18 protein-coding genes are annotated in these 15,287 nt (G+C 57.5%); 10 read left to right on the top strand and 8 right to left on the bottom strand.

Annotated features, from left to right (window positions below):
- The first annotated feature begins 34 nt into the window (after positions 1-34).
- The 5 genes from HXS66_RS12755 (at position 35) to HXS66_RS12735 (ending at position 3,757) form a co-directional block, all read left to right on the top strand.
- Positions 35-886: a hypothetical protein gene (locus HXS66_RS12755; RefSeq protein ID WP_176503699.1), complete on the top strand. Its 852-nt coding sequence runs from the start codon at positions 35-37 to the stop codon at positions 884-886.
- Positions 838-1,983, top strand: coding sequence for a hypothetical protein (locus HXS66_RS12750; protein ID WP_176503698.1), 1,146 nt, complete (start codon positions 838-840; stop codon positions 1,981-1,983). Before HXS66_RS12755 ends, HXS66_RS12750 begins: the two co-directional genes overlap by 49 nt.
- Positions 1,970-2,728 (top strand): hypothetical protein, encoded by a 759-nt coding sequence (locus tag HXS66_RS12745; RefSeq protein WP_176503697.1) that lies wholly within the window; start codon positions 1,970-1,972, stop codon positions 2,726-2,728. The genes HXS66_RS12750 and HXS66_RS12745 overlap by 14 nt, the downstream gene beginning before the upstream one ends.
- Positions 2,719-3,450, top strand: coding sequence for a hypothetical protein (locus HXS66_RS12740; protein WP_176503696.1), 732 nt, complete (start codon positions 2,719-2,721; stop codon positions 3,448-3,450). The genes HXS66_RS12745 and HXS66_RS12740 overlap by 10 nt, the downstream gene beginning before the upstream one ends.
- A 154-nt stretch (positions 3,451-3,604) precedes the next feature.
- On the top strand, positions 3,605-3,757 hold the full coding sequence (locus HXS66_RS12735; protein ID WP_176503695.1) for a hypothetical protein: 153 nt from the start codon (positions 3,605-3,607) through the stop codon (positions 3,755-3,757).
- Between the two features lie 146 nt (positions 3,758-3,903).
- Here HXS66_RS12735 and HXS66_RS12730 read toward each other — a convergent pair whose 3' ends face one another.
- The 4 genes from HXS66_RS12730 to HXS66_RS12715 all read right to left on the bottom strand — a co-directional run bounded on the left by HXS66_RS12730 (position 3,904) and on the right by HXS66_RS12715 (position 6,893).
- Positions 3,904-5,217: an arsenic transporter gene (locus HXS66_RS12730; RefSeq protein ID WP_176503694.1), complete on the bottom strand. Its 1,314-nt coding sequence runs from the start codon at positions 5,215-5,217 to the stop codon at positions 3,904-3,906.
- 61 nt (positions 5,218-5,278) lie between these two features.
- Positions 5,279-6,001 (bottom strand): arsenical resistance protein ArsH, encoded by a 723-nt coding sequence (gene arsH / locus HXS66_RS12725; protein WP_373996129.1) that lies wholly within the window; start codon positions 5,999-6,001, stop codon positions 5,279-5,281.
- 63 nt (positions 6,002-6,064) lie between these two features.
- Positions 6,065-6,496, bottom strand: a complete 432-nt coding sequence (arsC, locus tag HXS66_RS12720) for an arsenate reductase (glutaredoxin) (protein ID WP_176503693.1) — start codon at positions 6,494-6,496, stop codon at positions 6,065-6,067.
- Positions 6,489-6,893, bottom strand: a complete 405-nt coding sequence (locus tag HXS66_RS12715; RefSeq protein ID WP_176503692.1) for a helix-turn-helix transcriptional regulator — start codon at positions 6,891-6,893, stop codon at positions 6,489-6,491. The genes arsC and HXS66_RS12715 overlap by 8 nt, the downstream gene beginning before the upstream one ends.
- 216 nt (positions 6,894-7,109) lie before the next feature.
- Here HXS66_RS12715 and HXS66_RS12710 point away from each other — a divergent pair, with 216 nt between their 5' ends.
- Both HXS66_RS12710 and HXS66_RS12705 read left to right on the top strand, forming a co-directional pair.
- Positions 7,110-7,493: a hypothetical protein gene (locus HXS66_RS12710; protein WP_077376856.1), complete on the top strand. Its 384-nt coding sequence runs from the start codon at positions 7,110-7,112 to the stop codon at positions 7,491-7,493.
- Positions 7,494-7,553: 60 nt separating this feature from the next.
- Positions 7,554-8,642: an NAD-dependent epimerase/dehydratase family protein gene (locus HXS66_RS12705; RefSeq protein ID WP_176503691.1), complete on the top strand. Its 1,089-nt coding sequence runs from the start codon at positions 7,554-7,556 to the stop codon at positions 8,640-8,642.
- Between the two features lie 17 nt (positions 8,643-8,659).
- Here the strand turns inward: HXS66_RS12705 and HXS66_RS12700 are convergent, their stop codons facing one another.
- Positions 8,660-8,872 carry a DUF3820 family protein gene (locus HXS66_RS12700; RefSeq protein WP_052384432.1) on the bottom strand — a complete coding sequence of 71 codons (213 nt, stop codon included), beginning with the start codon at positions 8,870-8,872 and terminating at the stop codon, positions 8,660-8,662.
- Positions 8,873-9,008: 136 nt separating this feature from the next.
- Here HXS66_RS12700 and HXS66_RS12695 point away from each other — a divergent pair, with 136 nt between their 5' ends.
- A complete protein-coding gene (locus HXS66_RS12695; RefSeq protein ID WP_176503690.1) occupies positions 9,009-10,475 on the top strand; it encodes an aldehyde dehydrogenase family protein in 1,467 nt (488 codons plus the stop codon).
- 179 nt (positions 10,476-10,654) lie between these two features.
- Here HXS66_RS12695 and copD read toward each other — a convergent pair whose 3' ends face one another.
- The 3 genes from copD to HXS66_RS12680 all read right to left on the bottom strand — a co-directional run bounded on the left by copD (position 10,655) and on the right by HXS66_RS12680 (position 12,875).
- Complete coding sequence (gene copD / locus HXS66_RS12690; RefSeq protein WP_255303239.1) at positions 10,655-11,602, bottom strand: copper homeostasis membrane protein CopD; 948 nt, start codon at positions 11,600-11,602, stop codon at positions 10,655-10,657.
- Positions 11,536-11,901, bottom strand: coding sequence for a copper homeostasis periplasmic binding protein CopC (copC, locus tag HXS66_RS12685; RefSeq protein WP_136937901.1), 366 nt, complete (start codon positions 11,899-11,901; stop codon positions 11,536-11,538). The genes copD and copC overlap by 67 nt, the downstream gene beginning before the upstream one ends.
- A 167-nt stretch (positions 11,902-12,068) precedes the next feature.
- Positions 12,069-12,875 (bottom strand): sulfite exporter TauE/SafE family protein, encoded by an 807-nt coding sequence (locus tag HXS66_RS12680; protein WP_176503689.1) that lies wholly within the window; start codon positions 12,873-12,875, stop codon positions 12,069-12,071.
- A gap of 387 nt (positions 12,876-13,262) precedes the next feature.
- Here HXS66_RS12680 and HXS66_RS12675 point away from each other — a divergent pair, with 387 nt between their 5' ends.
- Together HXS66_RS12675 and HXS66_RS12670 are read left to right on the top strand one after the other, a co-directional pair.
- Positions 13,263-13,937 carry a response regulator gene (locus HXS66_RS12675; RefSeq protein WP_176503688.1) on the top strand — a complete coding sequence of 225 codons (675 nt, stop codon included), beginning with the start codon at positions 13,263-13,265 and terminating at the stop codon, positions 13,935-13,937.
- Positions 13,915-15,249 (top strand): ATP-binding protein, encoded by a 1,335-nt coding sequence (locus HXS66_RS12670; protein WP_176503687.1) that lies wholly within the window; start codon positions 13,915-13,917, stop codon positions 15,247-15,249. The genes HXS66_RS12675 and HXS66_RS12670 overlap by 23 nt, the downstream gene beginning before the upstream one ends.
- The last annotated feature ends 38 nt before the right edge of the window (positions 15,250-15,287 follow it).

Genomic DNA, 15,287 nt, shown 5'->3' with positions numbered 1-15,287 from the left:
AGACAAAATATGTCAATTATGTTAGAGGGTGAACATGAAAGCAAGCTGGAAATTTGAAAAAAAGCGCCGGAGTCAAAAATCCAGAGACCCGATGCAAGCTAGTTTTTTTACAAATGCAAGTATTGATGAGGATGCTCAAGCTCTGATAAGAGAGCTCATCCAGAACTCACTTGATGCAAAGGTAAGTTCGACATCGGACGAACCGGTTAGAGTGCGTCTGAGTGTTGGTAAGCACGAGCCTGAAAATGGCGTAATGAAAAATTATATAACTGAGGAGGCTTGGAAGCATTTTACTGCTGAAGATAATGGTCTGGATACCTCCCTCTCTGCTTCTCATTTGTGTAGGTTCTTGGTGTATGAGGATTTCAATACATGCGGTCTAGTGGGTGATGTGACAGTCAATGATGAGCAACCAGGCAATTCATTTTATTATTTCATGCGGGCTGAAGGTCAATCAGGAAAGCTTGAGGGCGTTAGAGGACGACATGGGATAGGTAAGTATGTTGTTCCAAAGACTAGTTGTATCAGAATGTTCATAGCTCTCACGGTTCGAGAAACGGATAAGAAATGCTTGATCGCTGGTCAGAGTGTACTTAAATCTCATCATGTTGATGGTGTTGCATATACTCCTGATGCATGGTGGGGGGTATTCGACGAGTATGATAGCGGAGATTATTTTCCGATGCCTGTAGAAAGTGAGGAATTGTTCAATCGAGTCGTCGAGGATTTTGGGCTTGCTAGAAATCGTCAAGAGACAGGCCTTTCCTTGATAATTCCGTATGTCCAAGAAGATATTTCTGTAGAGACTCTTGCGAAGTATATCGTGAATGAATATTTTTGGCCGATTTTGAATGGCCAACTTTTGGTGGAGGTCGAGGAGATATGACGAAACATGTAATTGATGCCGATTCCATTCATGCTAACCTCCGTGATTTGCTGCCGGTCGACCGCCTGGCGGAGATGGAGCCGCTTGTCCAGCTCGCATCTGATATTGTTGCCAAGAATAATCTTCATACGGTCATTCTAAAGCTACCGGAAGCACCTTCCCAGCCTAAATGGGGCAAGGGCTATATGACCTCAGAACTGGCTGCTGACTGCCAAGAAAAGCTTACAGAGCCCAATACAATTCTTCATTTGAAGTGCCCTCTTTATATCCAGAGAAAGAACTCTTCCCCGGACGAATCTTATTTCGATATGTACATCACCCGAGATTATTCGGATCATTCTCGAAAACCCCGCTTCATTCGAGAGGGTATCACTATACCAGAGGATCGTGTATCAAAAGTCAGAGGGTATACAAGTTTAGTAGTAGTCGGTTCCGGGCCGCTGGCGACTCTGCTTGGTGATTCTGAAAACCCTGCTCATACGGAGTGGGAGAAGAATGCGACAAAATTCAAAGGAAAATACAAATGGGGGCCATCTACTATAGATTTCGTCAGGCTAAGTGTCGGTAAAGCTATACAGTTGATGAGTCAAGGTGACAAGGAGCAGGATTATACTCTGCTTTCAGATATCTTCTATCTGGAGCAGCCTGAGAGTGAAGAAGAGGTCCCTGATCAGCGGCTAAAAAAGAAAAAAAAAGAAGCAGGCGATCAAGCTGAATCCTCACCTCCCAAGCCTCATGAAGCAAGACCTAGGCATTATAGACTATCAAAAATTGATGGGGGATTCATTTTGAAAGGCCCCAGAGAACCAATGCCCTTAACTCGTAGTTTTAGAGTCACTGTGGCTTACGACTTTGTAGGCGCTTCGAAAATTAGCGCTTTGAAAAAATACCATAAAAACGATTTTTCACTTGATAAAGCAAGATATGTTGATCAGCCACAGGCAAGAAATGTAGAAAACCTTGAAGTGGGAGGAAATACACTGGAATTTACAGCACAAACAAATGATTTCGAAGTGTCTGTCACTGGATTTGATAATGAGCGAGATATTATCGTTGATGTGAAGTCGGAGGCGCTGAAGACTGATGAAAAGATTTAACTTTACAGGCAGGAAGAAGATTTTCCGCGAGGATGTTAGTATCAGATTGTGTGGTGGTTTTTATGAGAAGCCTGTTGTAAATGTCTCTGTAAATCTCGCCGATTATAACCTCTCTCCTGACAGCATCGTTTTTCTTGAGGCACAGTCTAGAACACGATTCTCACGTGAAAGATTAGGTGGTGTATCGCCGAGTGTAAGAAAGAACGCAATCTCGCTTGAGCAGTTTGATGATGCTGAAAATCTGTCTTTCAGAATCAAGGTTGTTGATGAGTGTCGTGGGCTATTGGAAGCCATTGCCGAAAATATCAAGCCATATGATAAAGATGATAATCCGGCTGATCATCATAAAAGCATTCTGCCGGTGGCAAGTGCCGATTTACTGAGCTATGGGGGTCTATGGAGGGTTGATTATGATGACCAGAACGCCACTCTCCAGATCGAGCAGGAGTTGGGTAGCAAGGATCAGGTAGTTCGTTCACTTCTGTTTCGTGGTTTCATTTTGCCAGCTGCCATGCGTCAGATTCTTGCCAAAATTGTCTATGGGGACTGGGATCCGGACTTGAGTGATCCAGAGGAGCTTTCTACCCGGTGGTTGTTATTCGTGAAACAGATAGGTGGAGACGTTCCTGAAGTTAACACTGATGATCATGAAGACTGGTTGGATGATGCTGTACGGTATATCTGTAACCGAATTAGCGTACGAAATCAGATCATTGAGGAGTTTGATTCGGGGGTATGGAAATGAAAATTTGTCGTTTGACCGGGCGAGGCATCGAAAAATTCATAAATTATCTTGATAGCCTGAAGACTGACCGCCCACAGCAGTTTCCTCACGAGCTTATGTCTCCTTCAGATTATGCTGTCGAGATCGGTGGTAAAGCTGAATGGCTCGATGCTCTGGAACTCTCTGATCGCATGGAAACTGCTAAGGGGCTCGATGCTATAGTCCATAAGCTCGGTTTGCAGTCGGCTGAACGAGATAAAGGATTTTGGACTTGGTGCGCAGCTTATCTATTTGACAGGCTATGCAAGCGTAGTGACGGTCGTTACTCACCTGGAGAGCTGGCAATATGGGTAGCTGAGCCTGATAATTGGAAACGCTATTATCGCCATTATCTTGCGTCTATATGGCAAGTCTATTCTGCACATAAAGATATGGAGGAGCAACTGATAGTTCTTCTCAATGGTCCTGTAAATACTCCTGGTGAGCTATGGGCTCAAGTTGCTGCGAACCAGAAACTAATAACCAATCCTTCTATGATTGGTGCTATTTTCCACTTGTTTTGGGACAAGGAGAATGGTGAGCGAAAGCGTGGATCTGGTGGTATTGGAGCACGTCGCCTTAGTCAGGTTCTAAAGCAGTTTGAACGTACATATGATTTTTATTCGATGAAACCCGATGATCTGGTACGCCTTCTTCCTCAAGAATTTGAGAAATTCAAAGAGTTCAGTTCTTCTCAAAAATGACTGTGAATCAAGTTGAATTCTCCAGGCACAGATATAGTGCCGGGAAGCAGATGTCTCTGCGCATCTTGGGCAGACAAGGCAGGGGGTCGCGCTGTGCCCGCTACGTCTGATCCGCAAGGAGCTTGAGGACGGTATCCTGGAATGCCTGTTCGAGATGGTCGCCAACCGCCAGCGTGCCTATTGGCTGTTCCATCACCCGCAGCCTGCCAGACACGTGCAGCAATTCTGCGACTGGATGCGCGCGCAGATCGCCGCCGATGGTGAAGCGGCCGACAGTGGAGTCATCGTCAGCCGCCGCCAGCTCTGACGGCGGACATCTCTATCTCGGGCAATGACGCACGCAACGCAAAAGCCCCGCCGGGATGCGGCGGGGCTTTCTTGTGCAAGTGCCCATGTCATGACGGCATGGGTCGCGATCTAAGCCATGGCCCTTGGCCAGGAGATGGCGGGCCGTCAGCCATTGAGCACGCCCAGCCAGGCCCACAGGCCGAGCAGGGTGGCGATCAGCACCGGCGGCGTCAGGATCAGGCCGACCTTCATGTATTGCCCCCAGCTGATGTGATGGCCTTTCTGATCGAGCACATGCAGCCACAGCAGTGTGGCGAGACTGCCGATCGGGGTGAACTTGGGCCCCAGGTCATTGCCGATCACGTTGGCGTAGACCATCAGCTCACGCGTCGCGTCACTGACATGCTGCGCGGAGAGGTGGTCGATGGCCAGCGCGCCGATCAGCGTGGCCGGCATGTTGTTCATCACCGAGGCGGTGACGGCGGCCAGCACGCCGGTGCCGAGAGTGGCGACCAGGCTGCCCTGACTGGCAAGCCAGGCGAGGATGTCGCTGGCGTGATCGGTCAGGCCGGCATTGCCCAGCCCGTAGACCACCAGATACATGCCCACCGAGAACAGCACGATCTGCCACGGCGCACCGCGCAGTACCGGGCCGAGTTCGATCACGGCATCACCGCTGCCCAGCCAGCGGCCGGCGATGGCCAGCAGAACCAGCGCGGCGCTGCCGGTGACGACGGCCAGCGGGATGCCCAAGGGTGCGGTCACGAAGTAGGCCACCAGCAGCACGCCGAGCAGCGGAAAGGCCGCGCGGAATACCTGGGGGTCCTTGATGGCGCTCGAGGGTGCCTCGAGCTTCTCCAGCGCGTAGTGCGAGGGCAGCTCCTTGCGGAACATCAGCCACAGCACGATCAGCGTGGCGGCCAGTGCGATCAGATCCACCGGTACCATCACCGCGGCGTAATGCGTGAAGGAGATATCGAAGTAGTTGGCACTGACGATGTTGACCAGATTCGAGATCACCAGCGGCAGGCTGGTGGAATCCGCCACGAACCCGGTGGCGATGATGAAGGCCAGCGAGGCCGCCGCCGAGAATTCCAGGCGTACCAGAATCGCGATCACGATCGGTGTCAGCAAAAGGGCCGCGCCATCATTGGCGAAGAAGGCCGCGATCACCGCACCCAGCAGCACGATGAGCGGGAACAGCCTGCGCCCATTGCCGCCGCCCCAGCGCGCGACATGCAGTGCCGCCCAGCTGAAGAAGCCCGCTTCATCGAGAATCAGCGAGATGATGATCAGTGCCACGAAGGTGAAGGTGGCGTCCCAGACGATGTCCCACACCACCAGTACGTCCGGCAGCGTGACCACGCCGCAGACCAGTGCGATCACGGCGCCGCCGAGGGCGCTGGTGCCGATGCCCAGGCCGCGTGGTTGCCAGATCACCAGTGCCAGCGTGATGACGAAGATTGCCAAGGCAAGCATGACGTCTCCTTGTCGAGGGGGAAGAGCAAGAAAAGCACGACGTGTGCGAACACGGACAGCGTCAGATCGTGCTCTGATTGACGCGTTTCGAGACCTCTTCGGCACTCTCGACACGCTCGGAATAGCGCTCGGTCAGATAGTCACTGCGCTCGCGGTTCATCCAGGTGAACTTCATCAGCTCTTCACAGACATCGACGATGCGCAGATACAGCGGTGACATGCGCATGCGGCCGTTTTCATCGAATTCATTGAAGGCCTTGGGCACGGATGACTGGTTGGGGATGGTCAGCATGCGCATCCAGCGCCCCAGAATGCGCATCTGGTTGACGCTGTTGAAGCTCTGGCTGCCGCCGCTGACCTGAAGGATGGCCAGCGTCTTGCCCTGGGTAGGACGTACGCCGCCCAGTGACAGCGGAATCCAGTCGATCTGCGCCTTCATGATCGAGGTCATCGCGCCATGACGTTCAGGGCTGGCCCAGAGCATGCCCTCGGACCACTGAGCCAGCTCGCGCAGCTCCTGTACCTTGGGATGATCGGCATCGCAGTCATCCGGCAATGGCAGGCCGGCCGGCGAGTACAGGCGCACCTCGGCACCGAATGCGGTCAACAGGCGCGCCGCTTCCTCGGCGGCAAAGCGCGAGAAGGAACGCTCACGCAGGGAGCCGTACAGCACCAGAATGCGCGGCGCATGACGTGGTGCATCCGGGCCGACCAAGCGGTCGATCTCCAGCGGTCGCCAGTGTTCGGCGTCGATATTGGGCAGATCGGCCAGCGCCGCTTTCATCGCGTCTGTCATGGTGTCGCCTGTCGGCAGGTGAGAGTGGGTGGAAGTGTGTGCGTTCATGGGTCAAGTCCTTGGGGCGTGGACGACGTCGCCGTCTTCCTTGGTGTAGTGCGCGACCGGGTTGTCCAGAAGCTCCAGTACCGTCTCCGACGGGCGGCACAGGCGCGTGGCTTCGGGCGTCACCACAATGGGGCGATTGATCAGGATCGGGTGGGCCATCATGACGTCGATCAGCTCGGCATCGCTCATGGACGGGTCATCCAGATTGAGCTCGTCATAGGGCGTGCCCTTGCGGCGCAGCAGCGGGCGCGGGCCACCTCCCATGGCGGCAATCAGCGACTCCAGCGTCTCGCGCGTCGGCGGGGTGACCAGATACTCGATGACCTCCGGTGTCTCACCGGAAGCCTTGAGCATGGCCAGCACATTGCGTGACGTGCCGCAGGCCGGGTTGTGATAGATCGTGATCGTGTGGGAAGAGCGAGTGGATTCAGTCATCGTTTCCGGGCTCCTGCGATGTACCGGGAGTGTGGGCGTCACCGCAGCTGGGCAGGGTGAGCGAGGCCAGCAACGGATCGCAGACCACCGAGGAGCCAGCGCAGCAGTCGCGTACCAGAAACTGCACGGTGGCGAGCATGTGCTCGAGGTTGGCGCGGTAGATCAACGAACGGCCCTCGCGCTGGGAGTGGATCAGCCCCGCGCGACTCAACACGCCAAGATGGGTCGAGAGCGTGTTGTGCGGCACCTCGAGACGACGGGCGATCTCGCCGGCCGGTAGTCCCTCTGGCTCATGGCGGACCAGCAGCCGAAACGTGTCCAGACGCGTGGCCTGGGATAGCGCCGCGAAGGTGTCCAGCGTGGCCTGCGGGTCGGGCAGGCTGTCAGTATCATTCATATCATCTTGTCCATATGTCGAGACTTGTCGAAATGACGATGGTGCGATGATAGATCAGCGTGCCGCATATGGGAAGATGCCCGGAGGAAAGAATGGGTGCAGATAGCCCTTGGCCATTCTCGAGGATTTGTGAGGGCGCGTATTCCGGTCAGGCAAAGCCCGCACAGTCTTGGTAGCATGTGCGCCATTGATTACCGGACAAGGGAAGATGGCACGATGATGATGGTATTGCAGATTCTGGGGGGCTTCGTGCTGGCGGCGGGTGTGCTGCTTGCGGCAGTGCCGGAGCTGGTCAATCGCTTCAAGGGCCCGGATGACACGCCCTTGACCGTGCCCAGACAAACGGGCGCGGCGATCTCTCGCCGGATCCGCTGGGGCTGGGTCATCGCGGTAGGGTACCTGCTGATGTATCCGCCGATCGGTCTGGGAGTGTTGCCGGTGCTGGTGACACTCGCCGTGGCGGGTATCGCCGGCATCATGACGGCACGCCTGATGGGGTTGATGCTGGATGGCATCGACATGCGTCATCTGTTCCGCTTTGCTGCCGAGTCGCTGATTCTCGGCGGCCTGTGGACCTGGTTCGTCAAGCTGTCCGCTTGAGAGGGGGGCTCCCAGGCAGAGAGCGATTCCCGCTGTTTTTCCCTTCCCTGAGGCTTCTCCATGCCGCTCAATGACAATACGCTAGCCGCATTGGCTCATCTGGACAGGTCGCACCCCGTTCTGGTGACAGGAGCGACGGGGTATGTGGCGGGACAGCTGATCCGTCGCTTGCTGCAGGAGGGCCTGACAGTGCATGCCGCTGTGCGTGATCCAGGTAACACCGAGCGTCTGGCGGCACTCAAGGCACTGGAAGACAGCATGTCGGGCAAGCTGCGCGTCTTCGCCAGTGATCTGCTCGAGCAGGGCTCTTACGCCGAGGCGATGGCGGGGTGTCGCGTGGTCTTTCACACCGCCTCGCCTTTTGTCGTCAGTGTCGAGGATGCACAGCGAGATCTGGTGCGGCCAGCAGTGGAGGGCACGCGTAACGTGCTCCAGGAAGCCAATCGTCAGAGCAGTGTCGAACGCGTGGTGCTGACCAGCAGTTGTGCTGCCATCTACAGTGACAATGCCGATGCGCTGGACACCCCGCGTGGCTGTTTCGACGAGAGTGTCTGGAACACCACGGCGTCGCTGACACACCAGGCCTACTCCCACTCCAAGACGCTGGCGGAACAGGCCGCCTGGCAGATCGCCGAGCAGCAGTCGCGCTGGCGGCTGGTGGTGATCAATCCCTCGCTGGTGCTCGGCCCCGCGATCAGCGATGACACGCACGGCGAATCCTTCAGCCTGATGACGCAGCTCTGTGACGGCACGCTCAGGATAGGCGCGCCGGATTACGGCATGGGCGTGGTGGATGTGCGGGATGTCGCCGAGGCGCATCTGGCGGCGGGATTCTTGCCCACGGCCACCGGGCGTCATCTGGTCGCCGGGCACTCCTCAAGCTTCATCGCGCTGGGGCGCCTGTTGAGTCATCACGCCGGCCCGCAATATGCGATTCCCACTCGCCAGCTGCCCAGATGGCTGGTGTGGCTGGCGGGTCCGCTGGCCAACAGGGCGGTGACCCGCAAGGTCGTCTCACGCAACGTGGGGCATGCCTTCGTGTTCGACAATACCCGCAGCCGTGAGCAGCTGGGGCTGATCTACCGGCCCCTCGAGACGACGCTGCACGACATGTTCGATCAACTGGAGGCCAGCGGCCGCCTGTCGTGAACCTCATCTTCTGCATGTCAGCGACGTCGCAGCGGCTCCAACAGGGCGTTCAACCCGTTGTGATCTATCTCGTGCATCAGCGCCAGCAAGCGACCTATCTCGCCTTGCGGAAATCCCTTGCGCGCAAACCAGCCCAGGTAATCGCCGGGCAGGTCGGCAATCAAGCGTCCGGCGTACTTGCCATAGGGCATCTGGCGGGTCGTCAGTTTCTGCAGGTCTTCGGGGCTCATCCAGTGACTCTCATTCCACTCGGTTAAGGACGGTCTGGTCAGTTGCAGGTGCCATTCTGGCACAGCTGTGATGCAACGGTTGGGTTTTGCTCCGGCACCGCCATGTCTTGATCATACTCATGACACGGAGTGACTCATGTCCCGCGACTATCAGAATCTCGAGCAGCTACCCCTCGCAGGAGAATGGCGTAACGGCCGAGCCGGCAGGACGCTTGAGGTGGTGGACCCCTTCGATCAGAGCTCGCTGCTCTCGATTCCCATGGCCAATGCCGAGGATCTCGATGCCAGCTATCGCAGGGCGCGTGATGTCCAGCCTGACTGGGCTCTGACACCGGCGAGCGAGCGCGCTGGCGTGATGCACAAGGTGGTGGAGCTGATGGACGAGCGACGCGAGGAGTTGCTCGGCTGGCTGGTGCGTGAGTCGGGCAGTACCCGCCTCAAGGCTCAGGCGGAACTGGCGGCAGCCCGTGCAATCACGCTGGAATCCGCCGCGATGGCCAATCGCGTGGCCGGGATGATGATGGAGGCTCAGGTACCGGGCAAGGAGAGCCGTGTCTTCCGCAAGCCGCTAGGTGTCATCGGCATCATCAGCCCGTGGAATTTCCCGCTGCATCTGACCCAGCGTTCCCTGGCGCCGGCACTGGCACTCGGCAACAGCGTCGTCATCAAGCCGGCGAGTGACACTCCGCTGACCGGCGGCCTGCTGCTGGCCAGGCTATTCGAGGAGGCGGGGCTGCCTGCCGGTGTCCTGAGCGTGGTGGTCGGTGCCGGCAGCGAGATCGGCGATGCCTTCGTGGATCACGAGGTACCGCGGCTGATCTCCTTTACCGGTTCCACCCAGGTGGGCAAGGGCATCGGTAGTCGCGCCGTCGGTGGTGATCATCTCAAGCAGGTTGCCCTGGAGCTGGGCGGCAACAGCCCCTTCGTGGTGCTTGATGATGCAGATATCGAGCAGGCGGTGGACGCCGCGCTGGTCGGCAAGTTCCTGCATCAGGGGCAGATCTGCATGGCCATCAACCGCATCATCGTCGATGCGTCGGTCCATGACGCCTTCGTCGATCGCTTCGTGGCGCGTGCCCGTAAGCTGAAGGTCGGCAACCCCGCTCAGGTCGATACCGTCATCGGGCCGATCATCAATGCCAAGCAGCGTGATGGTCTGCTCGAGATGATCGAGATGGCCAAGGGTGAGGGTGCCCAAGTGATGCTTGAGGGCGAGGCGCAGGGTCAGCTGGTGCCGCCGCATGTGTTCACCGATGTTACCAATGACATGAGCCTGGCGCAGAACGAGATCTTCGGCCCGGTGGTCGGCATCCAGAAAGCCCGTGATGAAGCGCATGCGCTGGAACTTGCCAATGGCACCGAATATGGTCTCTCAGCCTCCGTCTTCACCGCGGATATCGCACGCGGCGAGCGCTTCGCGCGTCAGGTCGAGGCGGGCATGGTGCACGTCAATGACATGCCGGTGAATGATGATCCACGCTCGCCCTTCGGCGGCGAGAAGAATTCAGGCCTTGGGCGCTTCAATGGCGACTGGGTGCTGGAGGAATTCACCACCGATCAATGGGTCAGTCTGCAGGTCGAGCCACGCCAGTATCCGTTCTGATCCCTCTTATCTGTAGTTGCGCATGACAAACAACGCCCCGCTCAGCCTGCTGGCTGAGCGGGGCGTTTTTGATGGTGAGTAATGCAGACACGTCATGGTGATGATGCAGGCAAGAAGGCCTAGGGATCTTGACAGCAAGGGCGGCGCTGTAGAGAGGACAGAGACGCAAGCTGCGATCATCAGTAGGGATCGAGGGCGGAAAGCGTCACGACCAGCCCCAGTACCAGCGCCGCCAACATCACTTCCAGTCGCGTCATCCACTCAAGGGCTCGTGTGGTGCCGCCCTGGCCGGAAAGCTTCGGCACAAGCCAATAGCGATTGAAGAGGGCGATACTGACCATGCTGAGCACCAGCCCGATCTTGATGGCCAGCAGTCCTTGATAAGGGTGTGACCAGTCCAGCGGGGGTGTCCCGAGAATCAGCCCGGTATTGAGGGCCCCCGTCACGACCACCAGAGCGACCGCGAGGTGGCCCATGCGGGAGAAGCGTATCAAGGCAGCTCTGGCGGCTTGGCACAAAGTTTCGGCATGCAATGCACGCAGGGTGGACACCACCGGGAACAACGCCCCGATCCAGAAGCCACCACTGAGTAGGTGCAGCCATTGATTGGCGCGGTGAATACCTCCCAGCCAGCCACCGTGCATGGCGGCGTGACCGGAGAACGCAAGGCTTGCCAACATTGCCATGCTAGCAAGCGCCAGGACCACCAGGCGATGTGCGGGAATCACCATCAGCGCCAGCAGTGCCATCGACAGGATGCCTGCCTTGCCTGCCCAGGCAAGCCCCGAGGTCGTCTGGGTCATGACGCTCCATGCCAGGGAGACATTGGAGAGATCTCCCCAGCCAGCCCCGATGATGGCAGTCTGGAGTGGCAGTTGGCAGGCAGTGGCGATCACGGCCAATGCCAGTGCCAGGCGCAAGGCCCCCGACCAGCGCTCCTCAAGCCAGAGGCGCAGCTCGCGCGATGACGATGTCAGCAGGAATCCGCTGACGCCCCAAAGGAACACGACCGCTCCGTCAAGGACGAAGCGGCTCGCGGCAAGGGCGTTATCGGGGCCGATCACGGCGTGACGGTGAACTGATACTGACCTTCGGTCTTGTGACCATCGGTGGAAAGCACATGCCATTTGACGGCATATTTTCCTGCCTCGAGCGTCTTGCTGACCGGAGCGTTCAACGTCTTGCCGCCATTGTCGAGAGTGGCATCCCCCAGGGAGACGGGGTTGCCATCGACTCTGCTGAGACCCAGGCCACTGAAGGGCAACTCCAGCCCTTCGCTGAAGGTGAGGCTGATGCTAGTCGGCGAGGCGATTCTGGCGCCGTCCGCGGGATTGGCACTGCTGACATGGGCGTGAGCGAATGCCTGGCCACTGAACAGCAGGCTGCCAGCGACGAGTGTGGTGAGCCAATGTCTTGCATGCGTCATCTTGATGTCCTCTGGACTTCGGTCGCGTTGACTTGTGCATGGTCCAGCCATGGGGATTCACACCCTCTGGCCAGAGGTATGCACTTGCAGAAGGGGCACGTTACCTCAGCCAGCACTGTGGTGTCCCCCGCAATAATGTCGCACCCCGAGTTCCGCCTGGTGGCGGATCAATGACTGATCAGAGAGACGCTACCCAGCCAGGCAAGCCTGAGTGCCAGCAATGACAGCGCCCATTTGAACAGGCCATCGAAGTGCCGGTTGGAGACACGATCCAGAAAACGCAGTCCGAGGCGGGTACCGATCAGGCCCGCACCGATCATCAGCACGATCAGGGGCAACCACTCATGGAAGAGAAACCCTGCCATGCCGAAGATGAAGGCCTTGGTGAGGTGCTGCGCGACCATGCAGGCCGCGAAGGTCGCCACCTTGGTGTGACGCTCGCCGCCGCCTTGTTTGATGAAGCTCGCGACCAGTGGGCCGCTGGCCCCGATCAGACTCGAAAGGAACGTCGTGATGGCACCGGCGATCAAGGTGCCTGTGCGGCTCAATGCCCGCTTGGGCAGCGGCGGCCCCCAGCAGGTGAACAGCACGAACAGCGCGATGGAAAGCTCCAGCACCCCCTCAGGCAAGCGGATCAACACCCAGGCCGCGACCAGCGCACCCAGCGCCACACCCGGCAGAAAGGCTAGCAGCCGGCGCATGTCGATATGGCGCCAGGTCATCGCCATGCGCCCGCCGTTGGAACCCAGCTGCACCATGCCATGCACCGGAATCAATGCAGCGGCAGGCATCAACTGCGCCATGATCATGATCAGCAACGTTCCGCCGCCAACCCCGACAGCCGCAGACAGCGCGGAGGTGGCAGCAGCCAGCAGGATCAACGCGAAGACGATGGGCAGCGAGAGCGGGAAATACTGCGCGAGGCCGTCAAGCAGGCTTGCGAGGTAGGGAATATCGGCGGAATTGGCGGGCATTGCGGGCATCCTGTGCAGATAGCCAATAAAGAGAGGGAATGGGGGCTCAGGCAAGACAGTCGACATGATGCATGACCTGCCTGACAAGCGTGCAAGGCTACCGTGACAGAGAGGCTCTGCCCAGTATCTCAGGTGTCACCTGAGGGTGTTGCAGGCCCCCCTGGAAGATTCATCCGCTGATGAGCTGGCAAGTGTCGGCTGACTTGGACATCAGAGAGGTGCTTTCCAAAGGCAATGGTGTAGTGTCCGGTGCCTGTCATTGCCGTGGCTGGCGCTTTTCAGCCAGCACTCAGCATATACCTGCAGGATGGGGGGGGGTTCTGCAGATGTTGCGCTTGCCATGGGAGCGGTGTTCAGTGAAGGTCAGTGGGATAAAGGAGGGTAGGCATGAAGCTGTTGTTGCTTGAGGATGATGACCTGCTGGCAGAAAGCCTCGCTGAACTGCTGGAAGATAATGGCTATCGACTGGATGTCTCCACGAGTCTGCATGAAGCACAGGCTTTCATGGCGACGGAACAGTATGCATTGGTCGTTCTGGATCTCGGGCTTCCGGATGGTTCGGGGTTGGAGTTGCTGAAACGCTGGCGACAGTCTCACGTGGATATTCCCGTGCTGATTCTTACGGCACGTGATACCTGGGAGGACAAGGTTGTGGGGTTGCGCAGCGGGGCAGATGATTATCTGACCAAGCCATTTCATGAAGCCGAGTTGCTGGCGCGACTTCATGCGCTGCTTCGGCGTCGCCAAGGGGGAGGCCATACGTATCTTGAGGTCAGCGGGATTCAGCTGGATGAGGAGTCGCAACGTGTCCGTTGCGACGGCGAGGATTGGTTGACCTTGACGGCTACCGAATTCCGTTTGCTGCGCTACCTCATGCATCATCCAGACAGAGTGCATTCCAAAGTGCAGTTGCTGGATCAGCTCTATGCACTGGAGCAGGATGCCGCTGCACCCAATCTGGTGGAAGTCTATATCGCTCGTCTTCGCCGCCGCGTGGGCAAGGACTTGATACAGACCCGTCGCGGACAGGGGTACCTGCTTGTTTCACATCGATCGTCGTAGCCTTCGTTTTCGTCTGCTGACACGCCTGGGAGGGGCATCCCTCGCTGTAGTGTTGTTTGCCTGGTATCTGCATGGGGTCTTTCTGCACGAGCTGGCGAAGGATTTTCTTGGTGAGCGTCTCAAGGATGAGGCATCTCACATCGTCACCTTGCTCAAGAAAGATGAGCGTCCTGTTGCCCAGCTCATGGTGGCGGCACGCGAGGAGTCTCTGAGCTTTCATCATTTCTATGTGTTGCGAGTCGGGAACGAGGTCAGTACTTCGCTTCCTGCCATGCCTACGGAGATGCTTCCTTTGCTTGAGGGCAAGGGGGATGCGTTGTTCATGCATCAGCTGCAGCAGCAGCCTATGTTGGCCTATCGGTATGGCTTTGATCTGCGCGGGCAACGGGTGCAATTGTTGATTGCCGAGAATTTCTCGCCAGTGGAGAAGGGCTTGACCCGAGTTCATTGGTGGATTGGTGCCAGCGCCTTGTTGTTGTGGGGAATTCTCGTGTCACTCAATCTGCTGGCGGTAAGACGGGGTCTCAAGCCCTTGAGTGGCTTGCGTCACCAGTTGAGTGAACTCCAAACCGGCCATCGAAAGCGGATTGCCCTCACGGTGCCGTCGGAGCTGGATACGCTGGTGTCACAGCTCAATAAGCTACTGGATGAATTTGATCGCCGTCTGACTCGCTCACGAGAGTCCGTCGCCAACCTGTCCCATGCTCTAAAGACACCTCTGGCGGCATTGACGCAGGTGTTGCGGGGCACACGCCCGATCAATGAGGTACGTCGTGGCAAGATGCTGCAACGTGTCGAAGCGATACACTCCCAGCTGGAGGCCGAACTCAGGCGAGCCCGTATTGCTGGCCCACGTGCGGGCCAGACCACGCGCCCTGCTGAAGAGGCCGGGCGATTGATCGAGATGTTCCAGGGACTCTATCCGCAGCGCACCTTCTTGCTGGAGTGTCTGGGCGTATCTAATGAGCATGCGGATAGCTGGGTGAATGTCGAGACACAGGATTTCACCGAAATGCTCGGGATATTGCTGGATAATGCGGGCAAGTGGTCTGTCAATCAGGTGCAATGCCGAGTGACGGTAGAGAGTGACCAGGTCGTACTCTGTATTGAGGATGATGGTCCTGGGGTGCCGCAGGAACAACTGGCCCATCTTGGCGAGCGTGGGTGGCGACAGGACGAAACTTACCCAGGTTATGGGTTGGGGCTCTCCATTCTTTCGCATCTCGTCAAGCAATACGCGGGTTACGTGAGCTACTCATCAGGAGCAGCAGGGGGATTGAGAGTCAACGTGCATCTGCCAACACGTAAATAGTCTCTTCATTCAGGATCGTTTCAGCTTGCCGTGGCTTC

This window comes from Cobetia sp. 5-11-6-3 (genome assembly GCF_013374055.1).
Classification (GTDB): Bacteria; Pseudomonadota; Gammaproteobacteria; order Pseudomonadales; family Halomonadaceae; genus Cobetia; species Cobetia marina.
Note: the sequence above shows the minus strand (reverse complement) of the source record. Positions and strands in the feature narration are given on the sequence as shown.